Below are 20,125 nucleotides of genomic sequence, written 5' to 3'. Positions count from 1 at the left end.
TCTTCTGCCGCCTGTTTTGCCACGAGAAATTGCAGCGGCAGCAATCTATACAAAAATCTTATCACAATCATAAAGCTTTTTAAAGATAATGTTCTAAAAAAAGGCTGGTTTCCCTGCACAAAATCAATTGCAAGCTTTGTGCAGATTGCCTATTGACGGAAATTCCCCGGTTGTTTTTGCACAAAAACGCACAAAAGGCGCGCCCGATGTGGGCGCGCCTTTTGGCAGCTTTCAAAACACGTTCTATTACTCGTATCGTTTGAGCATGGGAATCATCAGGGTGAGCACCGCCCAGGCCGCCTGGTAAAGCACCAGCGCGGGCAGAGCCAATGCGGCCATGCCGCCGGTGAAGGCCAGCAGCAGTGCCAGCACCACGCTGACCAGAATGCCCGCCGCCTGCACCAGAGAGGAGGTGCGCTCGGCCGAGGCCGCGCCCGCCGCCGCCAGCAGACCGCCCACAAAGGAGGCAAAGCTGCCGATGTGAGCCATGCAGCCGGGGCTGTACTGCCGGTATTCGGTGACCGGCGTCAGGGCGCGCCGCTCGGCGCCGCTGAGCACCTTCACACAGCCCTCCTCCAGGCCGTAAACCTGGCTGATCAGCTCGGTGGTCAGCGAGAAGTCATCGCTCTTTACCAGTACCGACACACCCTGACGGTTCAGGGCCTCCAGCACATGGGATGCCTGCTCATCGGCCTTGTAGCTGACCAGGAACATGCCGAACAGCCGGCCGCTCACCGCCAGATAGATGGCCTGCTTTTTGCCCTTGGTGTAGCGGTTTTCGTAGTCCAGCGAGGGGATCTCCACCCCCTGCTTTTCCATCATGGCCCGGTTGCCAATGATGACCCGCTTGTCGCCCACCCAGGCAGTGAAGCCGAAGCCGGGGTCGTTTTCCAGGCTTTCCACCGGGAACAGGATATTGGTCTTGCCCTGGATGATGTTCATAAACACATCCCGCAGGGTATCGCAGCCCGCGATGAGCACCGACGCGGCATACAGGATGGCCAGATCGATGCGCTCCTTCTCGAAGGTCTTGATGCCGTGCAGCCGCACGCTCTTGGCGGGGAACAGGTCCTTTGCGCCCACCATGATCATGTTCGCGCCGCTCAGCTCCTCCACCGAGCTCCAGCCGGGCACCACAGCGCCCACACGGGCGGCGCTCTTCTGCATCAGCATAGCGGGAATCGCTGCCAGCAGGGTGGCGCTGGCCGGTCCGCCCAGGCACAGGGTGCCCGCAAAGGCGGTGAAGGCCATGGCCAGACCCTGTTTGGAGAACAGGGCGATCAGAGCAGTGAGCAGCGCCGCACCAGCCAGCACCCAGCTCATGCGCTGGAGCATCCGGTCGCTGGCGCGCACCGAGAAGCTGCGGCGCAGAAAGCCCTCCACCAGAGTGGTGGGCCGGCTGGCCACCAGACAGGGCTCCGGCTCGCCCAGGCCCTCGGCCAGGCGGGTGCAGAGCTCCTCATCATCCAGCCGGAAGGCGGCCACGTGCTCGTTTCCGGTGCTGACCAGCGCGAAGTTGCGGCTGATCACACCGCTCATCAGATATTTGCCCAGCGCGCCGAAGCAGAGCAGCAGCGCCGCCGGGGCGGCAAACAGGGTAAGCTTGTCGGCCTCAAAGGTCTCGGCCTTCATCATCAGCACCAGCAGCTGGACCAGCGCACCAACACCTGCCAGAGCCAGCACGCTGTCCGGCGTGGGAGCGCCCCACAGGCCGCGGATGCCGTTCCAGAACACCCGCCAGTTCACCGCGCAGGCCACAGCCAGCAGCACCAGATTCACCGCCAGGTAGGCCATAGGGGCCACCGCCGGGTCCACCGCACCGATGGCGGGCAGCGGACTGTCGCCCACCGCCAGGCCCAGATACAGCAGCACCAGGCCCGCCGCCGCGGAAACGCCGGTGCGGATGGCGGTGGTCAGACGCAGCCGGTCCAGATCCTGCTGGACGATCGGCGCGTCCGCCGGATTCTCGTAATCCTCCACATATTCCGGGCCGGGCTCCTCTGCAAAGGGCTCGCCGGGAGCTTCATCGCCCAGCAGACGGGGCGCACCGCCCTTGCCTGCATCGTCCTTCAGCACCCGGGTGGCGTCCGGACCGGGCTCGTTGTCCCATTCCACATCCAGCTGCACCGAGCCGGTGGGATGCTCGTCCAGCTCCAGCTCTTCGGGCCGAAGCACCATGGTGGGCTGGTCCGCTTCTGCAGGCTGGATGGGCTTTTCGGATTCCGGGGCAGTCCGGGTGGGTGTGTCATCCACTGCGGGCTCTTCCGGCTGGGGCCGGACAGGCTCCGCGGGCTCCACCTCCACTGTGGGGCTTTCCACCGGCTCGATCTGTACCGTACCCACCGGCTGAGACCGGGCGGGCTCTGCGGGCTCCACCTCCACTGTGGGGCTTTCCACCGGCTCGATCTGTACCGTGCCCACCGGCTGAGGCCGGACAGGCTCTGCGGGCTTCACTGCCGCCGCGGGGTTTTCCACCGGCTCGATCTGCACCGTGCCCACCGGCTGGGGCCGGACAGGCTTTATGGGCTCGGCCATCGGCCGGGTAGGCGCCTGATCCACCCAGGGGGTGGGGCGGGCCGGGGCCTGGTCCGGCAGCGGCAGCTCCACCGTACCGGAGGCCGGCTCCTCCTGCGGCTGGGCGCGGCGCTCCCGGTGGAACAGACGGAACGGCTCCCGCTCTTTGACGGGCTGCTCCTCTTCCTCTTCCGGGCTCTCCTCCGGCTCCTCGCCGGTTTCTTCCTCGGCTGCGTCCTCCTCGTCCTCATTCCATCTGTGCCAGAAGCCGAAGCGGCGGCGCCTGGGTGCCCGCTCCTCGGACTCGTCCTCTTCCGTTGTGTTCAGTTCAGTGGAGTAATCCTCCGCATCCAGGCCTTCCTCGTCGTCCTGGGCCTCCGCGTTCTTTTTGCGGCCCACAAAACGGGCAAAAAAGCCGGGGTGCTGCTCCTGCTCCAGATCCGGGATGACTGCCACGCTCTCGCTGAAAAACTTCTGGAAGTCGCTGTCCATCTGGATCGTGTCGGACAGGCGGGGCGCCGCGGGCTCCTCCTGCTGGGGCGGCGGCGCAGCCTTGGCGGGCTTTTGTTTTGCCCGGCTCTGGCTGCGCTGCTTCTGAGGCTCCGGCGCGGGCTCCTGCCAGAAATTCTGGACCGTCCGATGCGTCGGGGCGGTCGGGGTCTCCGGCTCCATATGCACTGCCGGAGCCGCCTTCTTCTGTTCCAGCCCCAGGTCTGCCAGGATGTCCTCCACCGAGCCGCCCGCCGGGGCACTCTTTCCCTGCTTCAGGGTCTCCAGGATATCATCCACCGAGCTGGAATTTCTTTGATCCGCCATGCTCTTTGTTCCTCCGTATGCTAGTTGCTGGCCGGGGCTCTGTTCAGCCCTGGCCGCGCTGACGGGCGATCTCGTACAGGATGATGCCCGCCGCCACGCTCACGTTGAAGCTGTCCACCCCGGTGCCGCGGGCCGCCATGGAAAGGCTGACCACACCGTCGCACAGCTTCTTCACCAGCGGGCTCACGCCCCGGCCCTCGCTGCCCATGACCAAAGCCACCGGGCCGGTCAGGTTATTCTGATGCAGGGGCACACCGTCCATGTCTGCACAGTAGACGAAAACGCCCTGGTCCTTCAGGCGGCGAATGCTCTCGCCGATGTTGGCCACCCTGGCCACCGGCAGACGGGCCGCCGCGCCGGCGCTGCTCTTCAGCACCGTGGGGGTGATGGCCGCGCCGCCGCGCTTGGGGATCACCACACCGTGAGCGCCGCACAGCAGCGCCGACCGGATGATCGCACCCAGGTTGTGGGGGTCCTCCACGCCGTCGCACAGAACCAGGAAGGGAGGCTCGCCCTTTTCCTTCGCCAGGTCCAGCAGCTGCTCCAGGCTGGCATATTCCACCGCGCTGGCAAAGGCAGCCACGCCCTGGTGGCTGTCGGTGCCGCAGGTCAGACGCAGCTTGTTGGCATGCACCCGCTTGGCCACCGCACCGGCCTCCTTGGCCAGGGCGGTGTAGTAGGCGGCCACCGCCTCGGGCAGGGTATCGGCCAGCAGCACCGTATCCACACCCGCGCCGCTTTTCAGCAGCTCGGTCACCGGATTCTTGCCGTAGACCAGGCTGGACGAGGGCTCCTCAGCCTCCGCGCGGGGGGCGCGCCGCTCGCCTTCGGGGCGGGCAGAACCGGGGCGCCGGCCGGGGCGCTGAGCGTTGGGGCTGAACTTTTTATCAAACTTCTGAGGCATGGGCCGTCTCCTTTTTTGAAGCCCGCAAAACGGGCCGTGTTATCGCTGTATTTTGCGGTTTTTCCCGCATGTAAATTAAAGTATAACACTATACCGCGTTTTTTGCCACTGTTTGACGCCAAGTTTTTCGGCCTCCGCGCCGCCCCTTCCCGGTGAAGTTTGGGCGGACGGGGGCTTTTCCAAACGCACAAAACGCGGTAAAATGCAAGAGGAATTTTTTCATTCGTCCTTCGGGGCCGGTTATACCAGTTGTAAACCCGAAAAAGATTTCCACATGTTGAAAACCCTGTTGAAAGTGTTGACAAGTGGCTGTTTTGAGCCATTTTCTCACAATTCCCAACGGGTTTTCAACATTGCAGTGGAAAGTTTTCTTCTTAACAGGCTGTTGAACCTGAAATTTGTCCTGCTCTTTTTCGACAAAACCCTGTGGATGGGGCCGGATTTTTTCTCTTTTTTTACCAGCAAGCGGCCAAAAGCCGCAAATTTCTTACCCGTCAGGAGGGAATGCTTTGATCATTGTGGAAAACTGCGGCGGCATGGACCTGGCCGCCACCCTGGACTGCGGCCAGGCATTCCGATGGCAGGCCGACGGAGCGGCCTGGCACGGCATTGTGGAAAACCGCTCCGTCACCGCACGGATGGAGGGCAATTCGTTGATTCTGGAGGGTGCGTCGGAGACTGACCTGGATTTCTGGGTGCACTATTTTGCACTGGATCTGGACTATCCCGCCCTGCTGGAAAAATTCTGTTCCGGCAACAAAATGCTGGCCGAGTGCGTGCGTCACAAGCCGGGCATCCGGGTGCTGCGCCAGCCCTTTTTTGAGACGCTGTGCACCTTCATCATCAGCCAGAACAACAACATTCCCCGCATCAAGGCCATTGTGGAGCGGCTGTGTACCGGGCTGGGCCAGCCGCTGGAGGGCGGCGGCTACGGCTTTCCCAGTGCAGAAACACTGGCAGCGCTGGAGCCGGAGGACCTGGCCTTTCTGCGGGCGGGCTGGAGGGCGGAATACCTGATCGATGCGGCCCGCCGGGTGGCCGGCGGCCAGATCGACGAAGCTGCCCTACGCGCCATGCCCATGGAAAACGCCCGGGCCATTCTGATGACCGTGAAGGGCGTGGGCCCCAAGGTGGCGGACTGCGTGCTTTTGTACAGTCTTTCCTTCTGGAAGGCGGTTCCCATGGATGTGTGGATGAAAAAGGCCATGTGCCAGCTGTTCCCCCGGGGCGTGCCGGTTTGCTGCCGCAGCCACGCAGGCATCGCCCAGCAGTTCATCTTCGACTATGCCCGCCACCATCTGCCCAGCGGCCAAAAACAAAAAACCGCGCGAAAAATGCACACCAAACAATCAAGCGGGAATTGATTTTGCATGCAAGTTGGGTTATACTGTTGGCAGGATAAAAACTTAACACCATGTTTTTATTCCCCCGCACCGCTCACGGTGCGCTTTTTTAAGAGAGAAAATGGAGGTATTATCATCATGCTGGTAAGCGCAACCGAAATGCTCAACAAAGCCCGCGACGGCCACTATGCCGTTGGTCAGTTCAACATCAACAACCTGGAGTGGACCAAGGCCATCCTGCTCACCGCGCAGGAGCTGAACAGCCCTGTGATCCTGGGTGTGTCCGAGGGTGCCGGCAAGTACATGACCGGCTACAAGACCGTAGCCGCTATGGTTAAGGCCATGATCGAGACCCTGAACATCACCGTTCCTGTTGCCCTGCACCTGGACCACGGCAGCTACGAGGGCGCCAAGGCCTGCATCGAGGCTGGCTTCTCCAGCATCATGTTCGACGGCAGCCACTACGCCATCGACGAGAACGTTGCCAAGACCACCGAGCTGGTTGAGCTGGCTCACTCCAAGGGCCTGTCCATCGAGGCTGAGGTTGGCTCCATCGGCGGCGAGGAAGACGGCGTGATCGGCGCCGGCGAGATCGCTGACCCCGCTGAGTGCAAGAAGATCGCCGACCTGGGCGTTGACTTCCTGGCTGCCGGCATCGGCAACATCCACGGCAAGTACCCCGCCAACTGGAAGGGTCTGGACTTCGAGGCTCTGGAGAAGATCCACGAGGCCACCAACGGCATTCCTCTGGTTCTGCACGGCGGCACCGGCATCCCCGCCGACATGATCAAGAAGGCCATCAGCCTGGGCGTTTCCAAGATCAACGTGAACACCGAGTGCCAGCTGTCCTTCGCCGACGCCACCCGTAAGTACATCGAGGCCGGCAAGGATCTGGAAGGCAAGGGCTTCGATCCCCGTAAGCTGCTGGCCCCCGGCTTCGAGGCCATCAAGGCCACCGTTAAGGAGAAGATGGAGCTGTTCGGCAGCGTGAACAAGGCCTAAGCCTTTCCCACTTTTCCACGGGCTTTTCCCCGCAGAATGCAAACGATGGCAGGTCGCCGCGCCTGCCATCGTTTTTTTGCATTCCAAAGCGGCCGGAGCCGCTGCGATGCAATCCATATAAGGAGGAACCTGCACCATGAAGATCAATGTGTTCTGTTTCAGCCCCACCGGCGGCACCAAAAAGGCCGCACAGCATCTGGCCGGTGCACTGGGCGGCGAGGCCGTCTGCACTGACCTGACGGTCCACCCGGCCCAGGCGACCCCCGCCGACATGGCCGTGATCGCCGTGCCCTCCTTCGGCGGGCGGGTGTCCCCTCTGGCCGCACAGCGCATCCGTCAGCTGCAGGGCGGCGGAACCCCCGCGGTGCTGCTCTGCGTGTACGGCAACCGGGCCTATGAGGACACTCTGGCGGAGCTGCGGGACCTGGCTGCCGAGGCGGGATTCCGGGTGGCGGCGGCGGTGGCAGCCATTGCAGAGCATTCCATCGCGCGCCAGTTTGCTGCCGGACGGCCGGATGCGCAGGACCTGGACCAGCTTTCGGCATTCGGCGAAGCGATCCGCCAAAAGCTGGACCGGGGCGAGCTGACCGAGCCGGAGCTGCCCGGCAACCGGCCCTACAAACCCTTCGGCGTGCTGCCCATGCTCCCCGCCCCCACCGGCGACTGCATTTCCTGCGGCGTGTGCGCCAAGGAATGCCCGGCGCAGGCCATTGACCCGCAGGACGTGAGCAAGGTGGACAAGGATGCATGCATCTCCTGCATGCGCTGCATCGCGGTGTGCTCCCATGCCGCCCGGCAGCTGTCTCCGGAAATGCTGGATGTTCTGAGCAACAAGCTTGCCAAGGTCTGCGCGGACCGCAAAGAGAACGAGCTGTATCTGTGAGCCGTGCAAGTGCATCGCCTGCTTCCCCGTGTGCCGATTCGGGAAAGCAGGCGATATTTTTTTGTAACAAAAGGCGCAGATTTCCGTATGGAAAAGATAAGATCGAAAAAAGGGGGAATGGCCCATGGAACAGGAGCAATTGGTCCGGCAACTGAGACAGGGCGACAGCAACGCGCTGCGGGGACTCATGGCACTCTACACCCCTTATCTGTGCACCGTTGCGGCAAATCTGGCGGTGCCGCCCCTCACCGCTCAGGATGTGGAGGAGATCGTCTCCGATGCCTTTATCCGCCTTTGGCGCCACCGGCAGGATCTGGACCCGGAGCGTTCGCTGAAGGGGTATCTGGTAAGAATCACCCGAAACCTGGTGGTGGACACCCTGCGCAGCCGAAAAGCAGACTGCCTGCCGCTTGTAGATGAGATTCTGGAGCAAGAATCTCCACTGGAAACCCAACTGGAGCAGCAGGAAGCAGTGCGAAGGCTGAAAACCCATCTGGAGGCGCTTTCCCCTGTGGACCGGGAGCTGCTGCTCCGCTTTTATTATTACAACCAGCGTACCGCCACCATCGCCCGGGAACTCGAAACCAGCCCCGGCGCAGTGCGGGTGCGCCTGTTTCGGCTGCGGGCGCAACTGAAAAAAGATCTGGAAGGAGAAGAACTGCAATGAAGGAGCCGATGGAACTGCACGAGCTGTTTGCATCGCTGGACGATCCCCGGCAGATTGATCTCCAAGGCGTGAATGCACAGAAGATTCAAAATCGGACACTGGAACAGCTCGCCCTTTTGGACCAGAACGAGCGGCCAGCGCACAGATTTCCCCGCAAATTGTTTCTCACCGGGCTGGCGGCGGCGCTGGCCGTGGTCCTGGCCGCCTGTGCCTGTGCGGTTTCGGCCCGGGTCTGGGGCGTCCGACTGTTCGACCGGCAGGAAAAGCAGCAGCTGCAAAAGCCTCTGTACGCCGTGAGTACTAGCACCAGCCAGCCGGGTGAGGAATCGGGCGAACGGCTACTTGCCGGGTTCAGCGCAGAAATTCTGGATGTGGACTGGCTGGAGAAAAACGACATACTCTTTTTCGACGAGGTGGGCACGGTTTGCGGTGTGGCGAGCGGCGACGGCATGGAATTTCCGTCCTTTGTGTTCGACAACGGTGAAATCGCCATTCTCACAAAGGAGGACGGCAGTGGCTGGGTCCTGGAAGAAAACAGCCCCCTTGCCCTCTCGCTGCGGCAGAATACAAAGGACAATCCCCAGGCCAGCCCGGGCGGCGACCGCCTGTCACTGGGTGTGATCGTGGACGGCCTTCCCCATGAACTCACCTGCGGAAAGGACGCGGAATTGGAATACACCTATATCCCAGACAAAGCAGCAGAGGTATACTTCTATGTGCAGAACTTCTCCGCCGGGCCGATCGTGATTGAGGACGCGGAGATTGCTACACCGTAACATCCAGCAGTTATACAAAAAGCAGGGCGAATCCCTTCCACCACCGGGATTCGCCCTGCTTTTTCTTGTTGCTTTTCAATATTCCGGGAACCACTCGCGCAGGCTGCGGCGCTCGCCGTTCACGTAGATTTCCACATGACAATGGTTTCCGGTGGAATTTCCGGTGCTGCCTACGGTGCCGATCACCGCGCCCTGCTCCACCTGGGTGCCCGAACTCACGTTTATGCTGTTCAGATGCGCATACAGGGTGCGCACGCCGCCCTCATGGTCGATGATCACATATTTGCCGTAGCTGTAATGCCAGCCTGCGGCGGTCACCGTACCGGCCGCCATGGCGTACACCTCTGTTCCTTTGAGGGCGATCACATCCACGCCCTTATGGTAGCTGCTCATCCAGCGGCTCACATAGGTGTAACCGGGCACCGGCCAGATCAGCGACACCGAGGTCTCGCTGTCCACCGCATTCTGCTGCCCGACCTCACTGCTCTCCACCGCGCTTTTGACCAGGTTCAGGTCCCCGTTGTACCGCACGATTCCCGTCACCGGGGCCTGCAGGGTGATGCGGCCCACCTCCTGATATTCCATCAGCAGGCCCTGCTCGTCGTAAAAGGCCCAGCCGCTCACCTCGTCCAGCCCGTCCGCCGCGCTGCGCTCGATCACATACTGTCCATCGGCCAGGGTTTCATCCTGCTCATATTCATATTCCCCGGCCACGCTCTGCTCCTCGCGCATCCATTGCACGCTGGCCTGGCCCTCGGCCAGAGCGGGCTTTTCCTCCGGCTCCGGCATGGGAGTAGGCACCGCCTGCCGGACGGCCGGCTGGGATTGCTGCTGCAAAAAACTCAGCTGCTCCAGCCCGTTTGCAGCAAGACTCTCCGATTCAGCGGACACCCCCGCCGACAGACTCGCCGCCGCACAGGCAGTCAGACAGACGGCGGCCAGCACCCCCGCCGCCGCGGCCAGTCTCTGGCGGCGACTGGCTTTGGGCGGCTCGAACAGGGCAAGCAGCCGTGCTTTCAGATTCTCCGGCCCAGCGCTCATGCCCGAGGCTCCGGCAGGCAGCGGACCCGCCGCGGCTGCCAGCAGCACCCGCCCGTAGGCCTTACGCTGTTCCTTATTCAGCCCGCGCACCGCCGCCTCGTCGCAGGCCAGTTCACACAGTCGCTCCATCCGGGCGGCCTGCCAGTGGCAAAGCGGGTTGAACCAGTGGACCCGGCAGGCCAGCCGCAGCGCGGCCTTGCCCCACAGATCGCCGCCGTTCAGGTGGGCCAGCTCATGGCGCAGCGCCAGCTCCAGCGCCGCCGTCTCCATGCCCCCGGGCAGATACAGCACCGGCCGCAGCACCCCCGCCAGCAGCGGCGTGCTCATGCCCGGGCACACCCAGGCCCGGGGCGGGATGATGTGCCCGTTTTCCAGGCTGACCCGGCGCAGCAGGCTCTGCTCCGCTTCGCTCAGCGGACCGCGCATCCGGCGCAGCGCCCGGCAAAATCGCCAGTATCCGACCAGCTGCCACAGAGTGAACAGCACGGTCCCCAGCGCCCACAGCCAGGGCAGCACCGCCAGCAGCTGACCCGCCAGCTGGGGCTGCACCGGCTCCACCGGCTGGGCCAACGGGGCAGTCATCACCGGCTGGGCACTGATGTTCACCGTGTGCACTGCCGCCTGGGCCGCCTGCTCCAGTGCCTGCCCCACCGGTTCCAGCCCGGTGGAGCGCTTCAAGCCCGGCGCAAGGGCCAGAAGCGGCCCCACCGGCAGCAGGAAAAAGCCCGTGATGCACCCCAGCGCCCGCCGCTGTCCGCGCCAGTTCAGCCGCTTTAACAGCGGAGTGAGGGCACACCCCAGCAGCGCTGCCACCGTGCCTGCCAGACTGGTGGGCAGCAGCCAGGTATAAAACAGTTCATACATCGGCTCCGCTCACCTCGTTTCCAGCCAGTCCCGCAGCTCGTCCAGCTGGTCGCCGGAAAGAGCCTTGCCGTCGTAGAGGGCGGCCACCATACTTTTTACACTGCCGCTGTACAGCTTGGTCAGCAGCTCCTGCGCCTCAGCCGCCCGGTACTGCTCGCTGCTCACACAGGCGGTATACACATTCTGTTTGCCCCGCTTTTCCACCTTCAGTGCCCCCTTGGCCGCCATGCGGGCCAGAAAGGTAAGCAGAGTGGTGGGCTTCCATCCCTTTTGCTGCAGCGGGCCGGCCAGCTCGGCTGCCGTGACCGGCCGCCCCAGCTTCCAGATCTGCTCCATAATCTCCAGTTCCGCTTCCGACAGTCGCATAGTAAGCGCCCCTTCCCTTTTTCTTTATATGTATGGCAACACACTTCTACAGTTTGTAGTTTCATTTTTATTCTAACAGATGTAGAGCAAAGCCGCAAGCCCCTATTCTGCCGGATTGTTACCATTTTGTAGTCATTTTGTTATAAATTCTTCTTGATTTTTTGTACATTTTGTTACCTTTTTGATGCTGTTTCTTCATAGATTGTTCATATCTGGAGGGTATGATAGGAAAACGTTCCGAGGCAGCGGCGCAAACGCGCCCACCGGAACCATACGACGCCCTTTGGTTTATGGGGCGATTTTCCGAATCAAAACGAAAAGGAGAATGACATCATGAAACTGTCTTCTAAGATCATCGCCGTTGCTTGCGTGGCCGCTCTGGCCCTGTCCCTGGTTGCCTGCGGCGGCAACGAGACCACCACCTCTTCCAGCGCTGCTGCTTCCAGCGAGGCTGCTTCTTCTGAGGCCGCTTCCTCTGAGGCTGCTTCCAGCGAGGCTGCTTCCTCTGAGGCCGCTTCCAGCGAGGCTGCTGCTTCCGAGGCCGCTTCTTCTGAGGCCGCTTCTTCTGAGGCTGCCGCCAGCGAGGTTACTTCCGCTTCCAGCGAGGCCTAATCGTTTCCGAACAGAAAAACGCCCAGCCATCCGGCTGGGCGTTTTTTGTTGTTCGAGACGCGGGCGTTTCATTCCACCGCCCGCTCCAGCCGCAGAACTGCCACTGAAATGTCATCCGGACGGCGGCGGCCTTCCGCCCGCTTCTGGGCCATATCCGCCAGCAGCTCGGCGGTCTTCTGGGGAGTGCTGCCGCTGGCAGCACACAGCTCCAGCTGCTGGCACAACCAGCCGCTGCCGTCGGTGAGGGCGCCGTCGCTCACCAGCACCACCCAGTCGCCCTCGTTCAGCGCCACCGAGTTCTGCTGGCCCACCACCTGCTCCAGAATGCCCACCGGCAGACTGCTGCCCTCCAGCGCCTGGGCCTTTCCTCCCCGCAGCAGCAATGTGGGACAAGCCCCCGCCTTGAACAGGCTGGCCCGGCCGGTGTACAGGTCCACCGTGACCAGATCCATGGTGGCGGCGCTCTCCTCGTCGCTTTTCAGTGCCAGGGCCACGTTCACCAGCCGGGCGGCGCTCTGGGCTCCGAAGCCCGCCTTCAGCAGCCTTGCCGCCAGGGTGGCCGCAAGCGTGCCGTCGATGGCGGCAGGTCGGCCCACCCCCATGCCGTCGCAGAGCAGCAGATGGGCGTTGCCGAAGCAGTCGCAGAACTGCTCCACCGCATCGCCGCAGGCCCCAGCCTTGGCCGGGCGGGCCGCCAGCCCGTACCTTGGAAAATACAGCGGCTGCTCACTGAAGGTGATGGTGGTCACTGCCCGGCAGTGGTCCACCCGGGGCAGAGTAAGCGGCCGGTGCAAAATGCGCTGGGCCTCCCCGGTGATCTCGCTCAGCTCCTGCTGGCTGAAGGGGGTACGACTCACCGTGACCCCTGCCCGCAGCCGGCCCGCCGCATCAAAGCCTGCCTGGCATTCCAGCGGCTCCAATCCAATGGAGGAAAACAGCCGCCCCAGCTGCTCGGTCTTGCCCACGTCCGGCACGATGCTCTGGCCCAGCTGCCCGGCCATCTGGCTCAACGCCTGAGCCATGGCGCTGTACTGCTCGGTAAGGGCCGCCCGCATGGCTCCGGCCTTGACCCGGCTCTCCCGCCTGCCCCGGTACAGCGCATACCCCCGGCTGGAGCAGCTGCACAGCTCGGTGGGATGGATGCAGCGGCAGAATTGGCCGGGCAGCTGCTCCAGCGCCGCCCGGCCCTGCTGCTCCAGAATGGGCTTGAGTCGGTAGAAGCCGTCCATGGTGGTGCTGTAATCCTGCACCCAGCAGCGTTCCCGGCTGCCGCAGGTGCGGCAGAGCTCCTCGGCCACATAGTCCACCACCCAGTTGTAGCTCTCGCCCCGCCGGGGCAGGGTCTCATACACCTGGTTCACGGTGTCGGCAATGCTGGTGAGGGCGTTGGCCACGCTCTCCAGCTGGCTCACCGCTCCGGCCACCCGGGGCCGCTGGGCGGCGGCGGGGTCGGTCTGGCCGGGCAACGCGGCCAGCAGACGGACGGGCAGGGCAAAAAACGCCGCCTCCCCCAGCGCCGCGCTGCCCAGAAAGCCCACCGCCAGGCTGCTTTGCGGCGCGGCCAGCACTCCCAGCAGCCCGCCTGACAGGAACAGGGTGGCACATCCCAGCCGCTCCCCGGGGGTAAAGTAGGCCGCCGCCAGACAGCCCACCGCCACCGCCAGCCCGGCAAAGCACAGGTCCGGGTCCGCCGCGGCCAGCGCTCCCGCTCCGCACAGACAGAAGATGGCGCAGTCCCGCAGTCTGCCCCGGAAGGCCAGGGCCAGACCGCCCGCTGCCAGCACCACCACACCGGGCAGCAGCCCCATGGCGGGCAGCTGCTGCAGACCGCAGAGCCCCGCGCAGCAGAGCAGCAGGCTTTCGGCTCCCAGAGGCCCGCCCCGCCGGGCTCTTGCCCCCGCCCGGAACAGCCCCCAGCCCCAGGCGGCGGACAAAGCCACGTCGCCCACCGCCGCCACCGACTGGGGCGGGCCTGCCAGGCCGCTCACCGCCAGCATCAGCTGCACCGCCAGCAGGGTGCCGCAGCCCCCCGCGGCGGCGGGCCAGAACTGCTCCCGGAACATGGCCCGCCCGGCCAGCACCACTGCGGCCGCCGCCAGATAGCGCAGCCCATCGGCCAGGGGCAGCAGAAGCAGATACCCGGCCAGCACGCCCGCGCCCGCCGCCCACAGCCGGGCCGAGCCCACCCCCATGAGCAGCGCCAGACCAAAGGGGTGCAGTCCTCCGAACACACTGCCCGCGGCCATCAGTGCGCCCAGCGCACCACTGGCCAGCTGCTGCAGCCCCGGCCCCCAGCCGGCCAGCCGCCGCAGGGGCAAAAGCCGCAATTTTTCACCCATAACATTCCACCTCGTTTTTTTCTGATTTTTGCCGCCGGGACATAATCCGCCCCGGACCTGCATAGAATCAGTATAAAAAGGCCCCGCGGCATTTTTTGCCGCAGGGCCTTGCTTTTTCAAAAAGGGGCAGAAACAAACAAAAACCGCCCTGCCCGGAACTCCGGGCAGGGCGGTTTGCAGACAGGGTTACAGCAGCTCCAGAGCGGCGCGGATGCGCTTGACGGTCTCCTCGCGGCCCATCATGGCGGCCAGATCGGTGCCGCCGCCGGGGGTGCGCTGCTTGCCGGACAGGGCGATGCCCAGCGGGAACAGCAGCCAGCCGTTTTTCACGCCCATCTCCTCGGCCTTCACCTTGCAGGCCTCGAAGATGGCATCCCGGTTCCAGTCCGCCAGGTTCTCCAGCAGGGGCAGCAGGGCCTCCAGGGCCTGCTTTGCAGTCTCAGGATTGGTCTTCTGCTTCTTGTTGGTGTACAGGTCGGTGGTGTAGGGCACCACGGCGTCGAAGAAGTCCAGCTGCTCGGGAATCTCGCCCAGCACCTCGCAGCGGGGCTGCAGGTTAGCGCAGAGCAGGTCGCGGTCGATGTCCACATGCACGGCCTGGTCGATCCAGGGATCGGCCATTTCGCGGAACTTCTCGGCGGGCAGGCGGCGGATGTACTCCGCGTTGATGGCCCGCAGCTTCAGGGGGTCAAAGATGGCCGGGCTCTTGCTGATGCCGGACTCGTCGAAAATCTTGACCATCTCCTCCAGGGTGAAGATCTCCTCCTCGCCCTTGGGGCTCCAGCCCAGCAGCAGGATGTAGTTCAGAATGGCCTCGCTCAGGTAGCCCTTGGCCACCAGATCCTGATAGGAAGCGTCGCCGTTGCGCTTGGACAGCTTGTTCTGGGCGTCCTTCATCACGGGCGGGCAGTGGATGTAGGTGGGAACCTCCCAGCCGAAGGCCTGGTACAGCAGGTTGTACTTGGGCGCGCTGGACAGATACTCCGAGCCGCGGATCACGTGGGTGATGCCCATCAGATGGTCGTCCACCACGTTGGCGAAGTTGTAGGTGGGCATGCCGTCGGTCTTGATGAGGATCTGGTCCTCCAGCTCGGCGTTGTTCACCTCGATGTGACCGTAGACCACGTCGTCAAAGCTGGTCACGCCCTCCTTGGGCATCTTCTGGCGGATGACGTAGGGCACGCCCGCGGCCAGCTTCTCGTCGATCTCGGCCTGGCTCAGGTTGCGGCAGTGGCCGTCGTAATGACCCACCACGGCGCCGCCGGCTTTCTGCTCCTCGCGCATCTTCTCCAGACGCTCGGGGGTGCAGAAGCAGTAGTAGGCCTGACCGGCCTTCACCAGCTGCTCGGCATATTCCTTGAACATGCCCATGCGCTCGCTCTGCACATAGGGACCCACCGGGCCGCCCACGTCGGGACCTTCGTCCCACAGCAGGCCGGTCTGGCGCAGGGTGTTGTAGATGATGTCCACCGCACCTTCCACGTAGCGTTCCTGGTCGGTGTCTTCAATGCGCAGGATGAAGGTGCCATCCTTGCTTTTCGCCTTCAGGTAGGCATACAGAGCGGTGCGCAGGTTGCCCACGTGCATGTAGCCGGTGGGGCTGGGCGCAAAACGGGTGCGTACGGTATTGTTCGCCATGATCGTTTCTACTCCTTTTATCCTCACGCGCCCGGGCGGCAGGCAGCGCGGACCGGGCGGTTTGTTTCTCTTGTTTATTGTAAGGTGCGCACATCGGCTTGTCAACCTGGCCGCAAAACTTCTTCGCTTTACAAGCCCTTGCCCCTTTTATTATAATAGGAAAAGACCCAATGGCATTTTCCATGCAAAAGGAGCGTTTCCATGAACTTTCTTTCTCTGTCCTTCGCCGGATTCGGCGCGCTGGTGTTTGCCGGCTGGTGGGCCCTGCCTGCCAAAGCCCGGCCCTGGCTGCTGGCGGTGGCAAACCTTGTCTTTGCCGGGCTGTTCGGGACCAAGGCAGTGATCTGCCTGGTGCTCATCTGCCTGGCCGGCTACCTGTGCGGCCTGTGGACCCAAAAAGGAGGCGGCCGGGCGGCCATGTGGCTGGGCATTCTGCTGAGCCTTGCCCCTCTGGCGGCCTACAAATACCTGCCGCTGGCCTCCCCCGCCCTGTTTGAGGGGCTGGTGGCCCCGGTGGGACTGAGCTTTTATGTATTCAAGACCATCAGCTATCTGGCGGATGTGGCCAAGGGCCGCATCCAGGCCGAGAAGTGCCCGCTGTGCTACTTCAATTACGTGGGCTTTTTCCCCCAGCTGGCCAGCGGCCCCATCCAGCGGGCGGGCAGCCTACTGCCGCAGCTGAAGGCCCCCGCAATGACCTTTGACCGGGCGCTGGCCTACACCGGCTGCGTGCGCTTTTGCTGGGGCATGTTTCTGAAAAAATGCCTGGCGGACCAGCTGGCCGGCTACCAGGGCGCGCTTTCCCAGCCGGAATACTACTACAGCCTGGGCATCGTCTGGTCGCTGCTGGCCTACACCCTGTATCTGTACTTCGACTTTGCCAGCTACTCCCAGATGTCCATCGGCGTGGCCAACCTGCTGGGCCTGCAGGTGGAGGAAAACTTCCTCAGCCCCTATTTCTCCCGCAGCATTGGTGAGTTCTGGCGGCGCTGGCATGTGAGCCTTTCCAGCTTCCTGCGGGACTACATCTACATCCCCCTGGGCGGCAGCCGCAACGGTGTGCCGGTGCTGGTTCTGGCCACCATGGTCACCTTCGTGCTTTCCGGCGCATGGCATGGCGCCACGGCCGGTTTTCTGGTCTGGGGCGCGCTGCACGGCATTTATCTGCTGATCGGCCGGGCCACCAAAAAAGCCCGCGCCCGCTTCTGGGGCGCGCTGCATCAGGGCGAAAACAGCCCGCTGCGCTCGGTGGCGGGTTGCCTGTTCACCTTCCTTCTGGTGAGCATCGGCTGGTTCTTCTTTACCACCGGCACCCTGCATCAGGCCCAGATCGTGCTCCGTTCTCTGTTCCAGCCCATCCCCTTCAGCCTGCAATACCTGAAGGAGAGCTTCACCCAGCTGGGTTACACCACCACCGGCATGGTTCAGCTGGGGCTGTTCGCCCTGCTGGCCGCCGGGATCGACTGGGCTTCCCGCAAGGAGGGCTTCGGGGCCTGGGCGGCGCGGCAGAAGCCGGTGCTGCTGGTGCTGCTTTGTTATCTGTGCGTGTTTGCCAGCCTGTTCTTCGGCGCGGCGGGCACCCTGCAGAATGTTTATTTCGCATTTTAAGGAGGACAGGCCGTTATGAAACGATTTTTGGCAGTTGTGGCGCTGTTCCTCGCGCCGGTGATCCTAGTGTGCGGCGTGTTCGCTCTGGCGGTATACACCAGCGGCGAATGGCGCACCGAGGAGGAGGTTGCCCAGATGGTGCTGGACGGCGAGCCCGCCTTCCTGGGCCTTGCCTACCGGGACAACACCCGTTACTACAAGCATCTGGTGGCCAGCGGCAAGGCCGCGGATCTGCTGGTGCTGGGCACCAGCCGCAGCATGCAGTTCCACAGCGAATTCTTCACCACCGACAGCTTCTACAACGCGGGCGGCGGCAGCGGCTACATCAACGAGTTCCAGTATTTTCTGGAAAACCTGCCTGAGGAGAGCCTGCCCGACACCCTGATCATGGTGATGGATCAGTACTTCTTCAATCAGGCCTGGGTGGGCACCGGCGGTATGCCGGAGGGCTTCGACTACGGGCACTATGAATTTAACGCCAAGACCGCCCTGTCCGAGGCCATGCGGGGCTGGGCCGAGGGCAAATACTCTCTGCTGGATGTGTTCACTCCCCACCCGAATGTGTACGGTATGGCGGCGGTGGGCCGGGGCAGCGGCTTCAATCCGGACGGCAGCTACTGCTACGGCCGGCTGCTGGATCACCCGGAGGAGGGCACCGACGTGGGCTTCCACGATACCTTCGACCGAATTGTGAAGGGCACCAACCGTTTTGAGTACGCCGAATACGTGTATCCCACCAGCACCGAGGTGGTCCAGCGGCTGCTGGCCTGGTGCAACGACCGGGGCATTCAGGTGGTGCTCATCATCCCGCCCTACGCCCCCAGTGTTTACGAGCGGATGGCCGAGAGCGGCAACTACGGCTACTTTGACTGGATTCCCAAAATCCTCACCGAGCTGTGCGCGCCCTACGGCTACGAGGTCTACGACTTCAGCTACATGCCGGACACCAGTGACGACGAGTACATCGACGGCTACCACGGCGGCGACCGGGTCTATGCCCGGCTTACCCGGCAGCTGGCCGACCAGAGCACCATTCTGGAGGGCCTGATCGACACCGATTATCTGGACGCCGCCCTGGCCGACAGCGGCAATCCCCTGCGCCTGGCGCAGTAAGGCTTGACAGCGCACAGCCAGCGGCTATAATACAAGTATCAGTTACGGGCGTTTTGCGGCGCCTAAAAAGAAATGAGGCAGAAACAATGAGCGAAGAAATGCAGCGCAAGAAGCGCATCCTGTCCGGCATCCAGCCCACCGGTACCTTTACCCTGGGCAACTATGTGGGCGCGGTGCGCAACTGGGGCGCTTTACAGGAAGAATACGACTGCCTGTACATGGTGGCGAACCTGCATGCCATCACCGTGCGGCAGGACCCCGCGGCCCTGCGCCGTCAGACCCGGGAGGCCGCGGCCATGCTGCTGGCCACCGGCATCGATCCTCAGAAGAGCGTGCTGTTCGTGCAGAGCCATGTGCGCGCCCACGCCGAGCTTTCCTGGATTCTGGCCTGCAACACCCAGTTCGGTGAGCTGGGCCGCATGACCCAGTTCAAGGACAAGAGCGCCAAGCACGCCGATAACGTGAACGCCGGCCTGTTTACCTACCCGGTGCTGATGGCGGCGGACATTCTGGTGTACAACGCGGACCTGGTGCCCGTGGGCGTGGACCAGAAGCAGCACCTGGAGCTGGCCCGCAATGTGGCCCAGCGCTTCAACAACCAGTACAGCCCCACCTTCACCCTGCCCGAGCCCTACATCGCCAAGACCGGCGCCAAGATCATGAGCCTGCAGGAGCCGGAAAAGAAGATGAGCAAGTCCGACACCAACGCCAACAGCTTCATCCTGATGACCGACGACGCAGACACCATCCTGCGCAAGTTCAAGCGCGCCGTGACCGACAGCGAGGGTACCGTGCGCGCCGGTGAGGACAAGCCCGGCGTGACCAACCTGATGAGCATCTACAGCGTGCTCACCGGCAAGGACTTCGCCGCCATCGAGAAGGAGTTCGAGGGCCAGGGCTACGGCGTGTTCAAGGAGGCCGTGGCCGGCAGCGTGATCGACGCCTTCCGCCCCATCCAGGAGGAATATGCCCGCATCCTGGCCGACAAGCAGTACCTGGACGGCGTGCTCGCCGAGGGCGCCGAAAAGGCCAGCCGCATGGCCGACCGTATGGTCAGCAAGGTCTACAAAAAAGTGGGCATGCTGCAGCTGTAACCCCTGTATCTTCAAGCAGCCCGTCCGGGCGCGCCGTTTGGCCTCCGGACGGGCCGCTTTTTTTCCTTTCGGAGCAGGCTTCGACCCCGAAAAAAGCATTTTCCAATTATTTACCATATATTGACAATTTTTCCATGGTGGTTTATAATGAAGCAAACGGGCGAGTATTCCCTGTTCGCCTGTTTCCCATGACCGACTTTTCCCAAAACCCAAAATCCCAAATCAAAGGAGAGATCGTATTATGAAATCCACAGGTATGGTCCGCAAGATCGACAACCTGGGCCGCATCGTGCTGCCCATTGAGCTGCGCCGGGTGCTGGAGATCGACCAGGACTCCTCCCTGCAGATCTTCGTGGAAGGCGACGAGATCATTCTGAAGAAGTACCAGCCCGCCTGCGTGTTCTGCGGTGAGGCCAAGGGCGTGATGCAGTTTCACGGCCGCAACATCTGCGCCGAGTGCCGCAAGGCCATCGGCCAGCTGTAAGCTGACTGACAAACAAAAAAAGACCGGAAGCCTCACAGGGCTCCGGTCTTTTGCTTTTGTG

16 protein-coding genes are annotated in these 20,125 nt (G+C 63.0%); 10 read left to right on the top strand and 6 right to left on the bottom strand.

The annotated features are described in order from the left end of the window. Window positions 1-246: 246 nt before the first annotated feature. Together B5F28_RS00560 and rlmB are read right to left on the bottom strand one after the other, a co-directional pair. Window positions 247-3,330 carry a hypothetical protein gene (locus B5F28_RS00560; RefSeq protein ID WP_087291992.1) on the bottom strand — a complete coding sequence of 1,028 codons (3,084 nt, stop codon included), beginning with the start codon at window positions 3,328-3,330 and terminating at the stop codon, window positions 247-249. A gap of 43 nt (window positions 3,331-3,373) precedes the next feature. After that, the gene (gene rlmB / locus B5F28_RS00555; RefSeq protein WP_087291989.1) at window positions 3,374-4,234 is read right to left on the bottom strand and encodes a 23S rRNA (guanosine(2251)-2'-O)-methyltransferase RlmB; all 861 of its coding nucleotides are present in this window, start codon (window positions 4,232-4,234) and stop codon (window positions 3,374-3,376) included. Between the two features lie 518 nt (window positions 4,235-4,752). Here rlmB and B5F28_RS00550 point away from each other — a divergent pair. From B5F28_RS00550 to B5F28_RS00530, 5 genes are all read left to right on the top strand, one after another. Next, entirely contained in the window at window positions 4,753-5,598 is an 846-nt protein-coding gene (locus tag B5F28_RS00550; protein ID WP_247643367.1) for a DNA-3-methyladenine glycosylase family protein, read from the top strand. Between the two features lie 117 nt (window positions 5,599-5,715). After that, window positions 5,716-6,579: a class II fructose-1,6-bisphosphate aldolase gene (gene fba, locus B5F28_RS00545; RefSeq protein ID WP_058963812.1), complete on the top strand. Its 864-nt coding sequence runs from the start codon at window positions 5,716-5,718 to the stop codon at window positions 6,577-6,579. 136 nt (window positions 6,580-6,715) lie between these two features. Next, window positions 6,716-7,462, top strand: a complete 747-nt coding sequence (locus B5F28_RS00540; RefSeq protein ID WP_087291985.1) for a 4Fe-4S binding protein — start codon at window positions 6,716-6,718, stop codon at window positions 7,460-7,462. A 124-nt stretch (window positions 7,463-7,586) separates the two neighbouring features. Beyond that, window positions 7,587-8,129: an RNA polymerase sigma factor gene (locus tag B5F28_RS00535; protein WP_087291982.1), complete on the top strand. Its 543-nt coding sequence runs from the start codon at window positions 7,587-7,589 to the stop codon at window positions 8,127-8,129. After that, on the top strand, window positions 8,126-8,905 hold the full coding sequence (locus tag B5F28_RS00530) for a hypothetical protein (RefSeq protein ID WP_087291979.1): 780 nt from the start codon (window positions 8,126-8,128) through the stop codon (window positions 8,903-8,905). The genes B5F28_RS00535 and B5F28_RS00530 overlap by 4 nt, the downstream gene beginning before the upstream one ends. 75 nt (window positions 8,906-8,980) lie before the next feature. On the opposite strand, the gene B5F28_RS14930 is transcribed toward B5F28_RS00530, so the two are convergent. Beyond that, complete coding sequence (locus B5F28_RS14930) at window positions 8,981-10,810, bottom strand: M56 family metallopeptidase (protein ID WP_087291976.1); 1,830 nt, start codon at window positions 10,808-10,810, stop codon at window positions 8,981-8,983. A 9-nt stretch (window positions 10,811-10,819) separates the two neighbouring features. Then, the gene (locus tag B5F28_RS00520) at window positions 10,820-11,176 is read right to left on the bottom strand and encodes a BlaI/MecI/CopY family transcriptional regulator (RefSeq protein ID WP_087291973.1); all 357 of its coding nucleotides are present in this window, start codon (window positions 11,174-11,176) and stop codon (window positions 10,820-10,822) included. A gap of 333 nt (window positions 11,177-11,509) precedes the next feature. On the opposite strand from B5F28_RS00520, the gene B5F28_RS00515 reads away from it, so the two are divergent. After that, window positions 11,510-11,788, top strand: coding sequence for a hypothetical protein (locus B5F28_RS00515; RefSeq protein ID WP_087291970.1), 279 nt, complete (start codon window positions 11,510-11,512; stop codon window positions 11,786-11,788). A 68-nt stretch (window positions 11,789-11,856) separates the two neighbouring features. Here B5F28_RS00515 and B5F28_RS00510 read toward each other — a convergent pair whose 3' ends face one another. After that, window positions 11,857-14,127, bottom strand: a complete 2,271-nt coding sequence (locus tag B5F28_RS00510; protein ID WP_158097466.1) for a serine/threonine-protein phosphatase — start codon at window positions 14,125-14,127, stop codon at window positions 11,857-11,859. A gap of 186 nt (window positions 14,128-14,313) precedes the next feature. Continuing rightward, entirely contained in the window at window positions 14,314-15,765 is a 1,452-nt protein-coding gene (gltX, locus tag B5F28_RS00505) for a glutamate--tRNA ligase (RefSeq protein WP_087291964.1), read from the bottom strand. Window positions 15,766-15,966: 201 nt separating this feature from the next. Between gltX and B5F28_RS00500 the strand changes: the two genes are divergently transcribed. The 4 genes from B5F28_RS00500 to B5F28_RS00485 all read left to right on the top strand — a co-directional run bounded on the left by B5F28_RS00500 (window position 15,967) and on the right by B5F28_RS00485 (window position 20,064). After that, the gene (locus B5F28_RS00500) at window positions 15,967-17,373 is read left to right on the top strand and encodes an MBOAT family O-acyltransferase (protein WP_087291961.1); all 1,407 of its coding nucleotides are present in this window, start codon (window positions 15,967-15,969) and stop codon (window positions 17,371-17,373) included. Window positions 17,374-17,388: 15 nt separating this feature from the next. Then, on the top strand, window positions 17,389-18,486 hold the full coding sequence (locus B5F28_RS00495) for a hypothetical protein (protein WP_087291958.1): 1,098 nt from the start codon (window positions 17,389-17,391) through the stop codon (window positions 18,484-18,486). An 86-nt stretch (window positions 18,487-18,572) separates the two neighbouring features. Continuing rightward, window positions 18,573-19,580 carry a tryptophan--tRNA ligase gene (gene trpS / locus B5F28_RS00490; protein WP_087291955.1) on the top strand — a complete coding sequence of 336 codons (1,008 nt, stop codon included), beginning with the start codon at window positions 18,573-18,575 and terminating at the stop codon, window positions 19,578-19,580. A 241-nt stretch (window positions 19,581-19,821) separates the two neighbouring features. Further along, window positions 19,822-20,064 carry an AbrB/MazE/SpoVT family DNA-binding domain-containing protein gene (locus B5F28_RS00485; RefSeq protein ID WP_087180701.1) on the top strand — a complete coding sequence of 81 codons (243 nt, stop codon included), beginning with the start codon at window positions 19,822-19,824 and terminating at the stop codon, window positions 20,062-20,064. The last annotated feature ends 61 nt before the right edge of the window (window positions 20,065-20,125 follow it).

It is taken from the genome of Gemmiger sp. An194 (assembly GCF_002160145.1).
Lineage (GTDB): Bacteria > Bacillota > Clostridia > Oscillospirales > Ruminococcaceae > Allofournierella.
This window is presented reverse-complemented; position numbering and strand designations above follow the sequence as displayed.

What these genes read in the sequence shown, in the direction of transcription:
- B5F28_RS00560 (WP_087291992.1), bottom strand. Translation starts at nt 3,330, where the DNA reads ATGGCGGATCAAAGAAATTCCAGCTCGGTGGATGATATCCTGGAGACC.
- rlmB (WP_087291989.1), bottom strand. Translation starts at nt 4,234, where the DNA reads ATGCCTCAGAAGTTTGATAAAAAGTTCAGCCCCAACGCTCAGCGCCCC.
- fba (WP_058963812.1), top strand. Translation starts at nt 5,716, where the DNA reads ATGCTGGTAAGCGCAACCGAAATGCTCAACAAAGCCCGCGACGGCCAC.
- B5F28_RS00540 (WP_087291985.1), top strand. Translation starts at nt 6,716, where the DNA reads ATGAAGATCAATGTGTTCTGTTTCAGCCCCACCGGCGGCACCAAAAAG.
- B5F28_RS00535 (WP_087291982.1), top strand. Translation starts at nt 7,587, where the DNA reads ATGGAACAGGAGCAATTGGTCCGGCAACTGAGACAGGGCGACAGCAAC.
- B5F28_RS00530 (WP_087291979.1), top strand. Translation starts at nt 8,126, where the DNA reads ATGAAGGAGCCGATGGAACTGCACGAGCTGTTTGCATCGCTGGACGAT.
- B5F28_RS14930 (WP_087291976.1), bottom strand. Translation starts at nt 10,810, where the DNA reads ATGTATGAACTGTTTTATACCTGGCTGCTGCCCACCAGTCTGGCAGGC.
- B5F28_RS00520 (WP_087291973.1), bottom strand. Translation starts at nt 11,176, where the DNA reads ATGCGACTGTCGGAAGCGGAACTGGAGATTATGGAGCAGATCTGGAAG.
- B5F28_RS00515 (WP_087291970.1), top strand. Translation starts at nt 11,510, where the DNA reads ATGAAACTGTCTTCTAAGATCATCGCCGTTGCTTGCGTGGCCGCTCTG.
- B5F28_RS00510 (WP_158097466.1), bottom strand. Translation starts at nt 14,127, where the DNA reads ATGGGTGAAAAATTGCGGCTTTTGCCCCTGCGGCGGCTGGCCGGCTGG.
- gltX (WP_087291964.1), bottom strand. Translation starts at nt 15,765, where the DNA reads ATGGCGAACAATACCGTACGCACCCGTTTTGCGCCCAGCCCCACCGGC.
- B5F28_RS00500 (WP_087291961.1), top strand. Translation starts at nt 15,967, where the DNA reads ATGAACTTTCTTTCTCTGTCCTTCGCCGGATTCGGCGCGCTGGTGTTT.
- B5F28_RS00495 (WP_087291958.1), top strand. Translation starts at nt 17,389, where the DNA reads ATGAAACGATTTTTGGCAGTTGTGGCGCTGTTCCTCGCGCCGGTGATC.
- trpS (WP_087291955.1), top strand. Translation starts at nt 18,573, where the DNA reads ATGAGCGAAGAAATGCAGCGCAAGAAGCGCATCCTGTCCGGCATCCAG.
- B5F28_RS00485 (WP_087180701.1), top strand. Translation starts at nt 19,822, where the DNA reads ATGAAATCCACAGGTATGGTCCGCAAGATCGACAACCTGGGCCGCATC.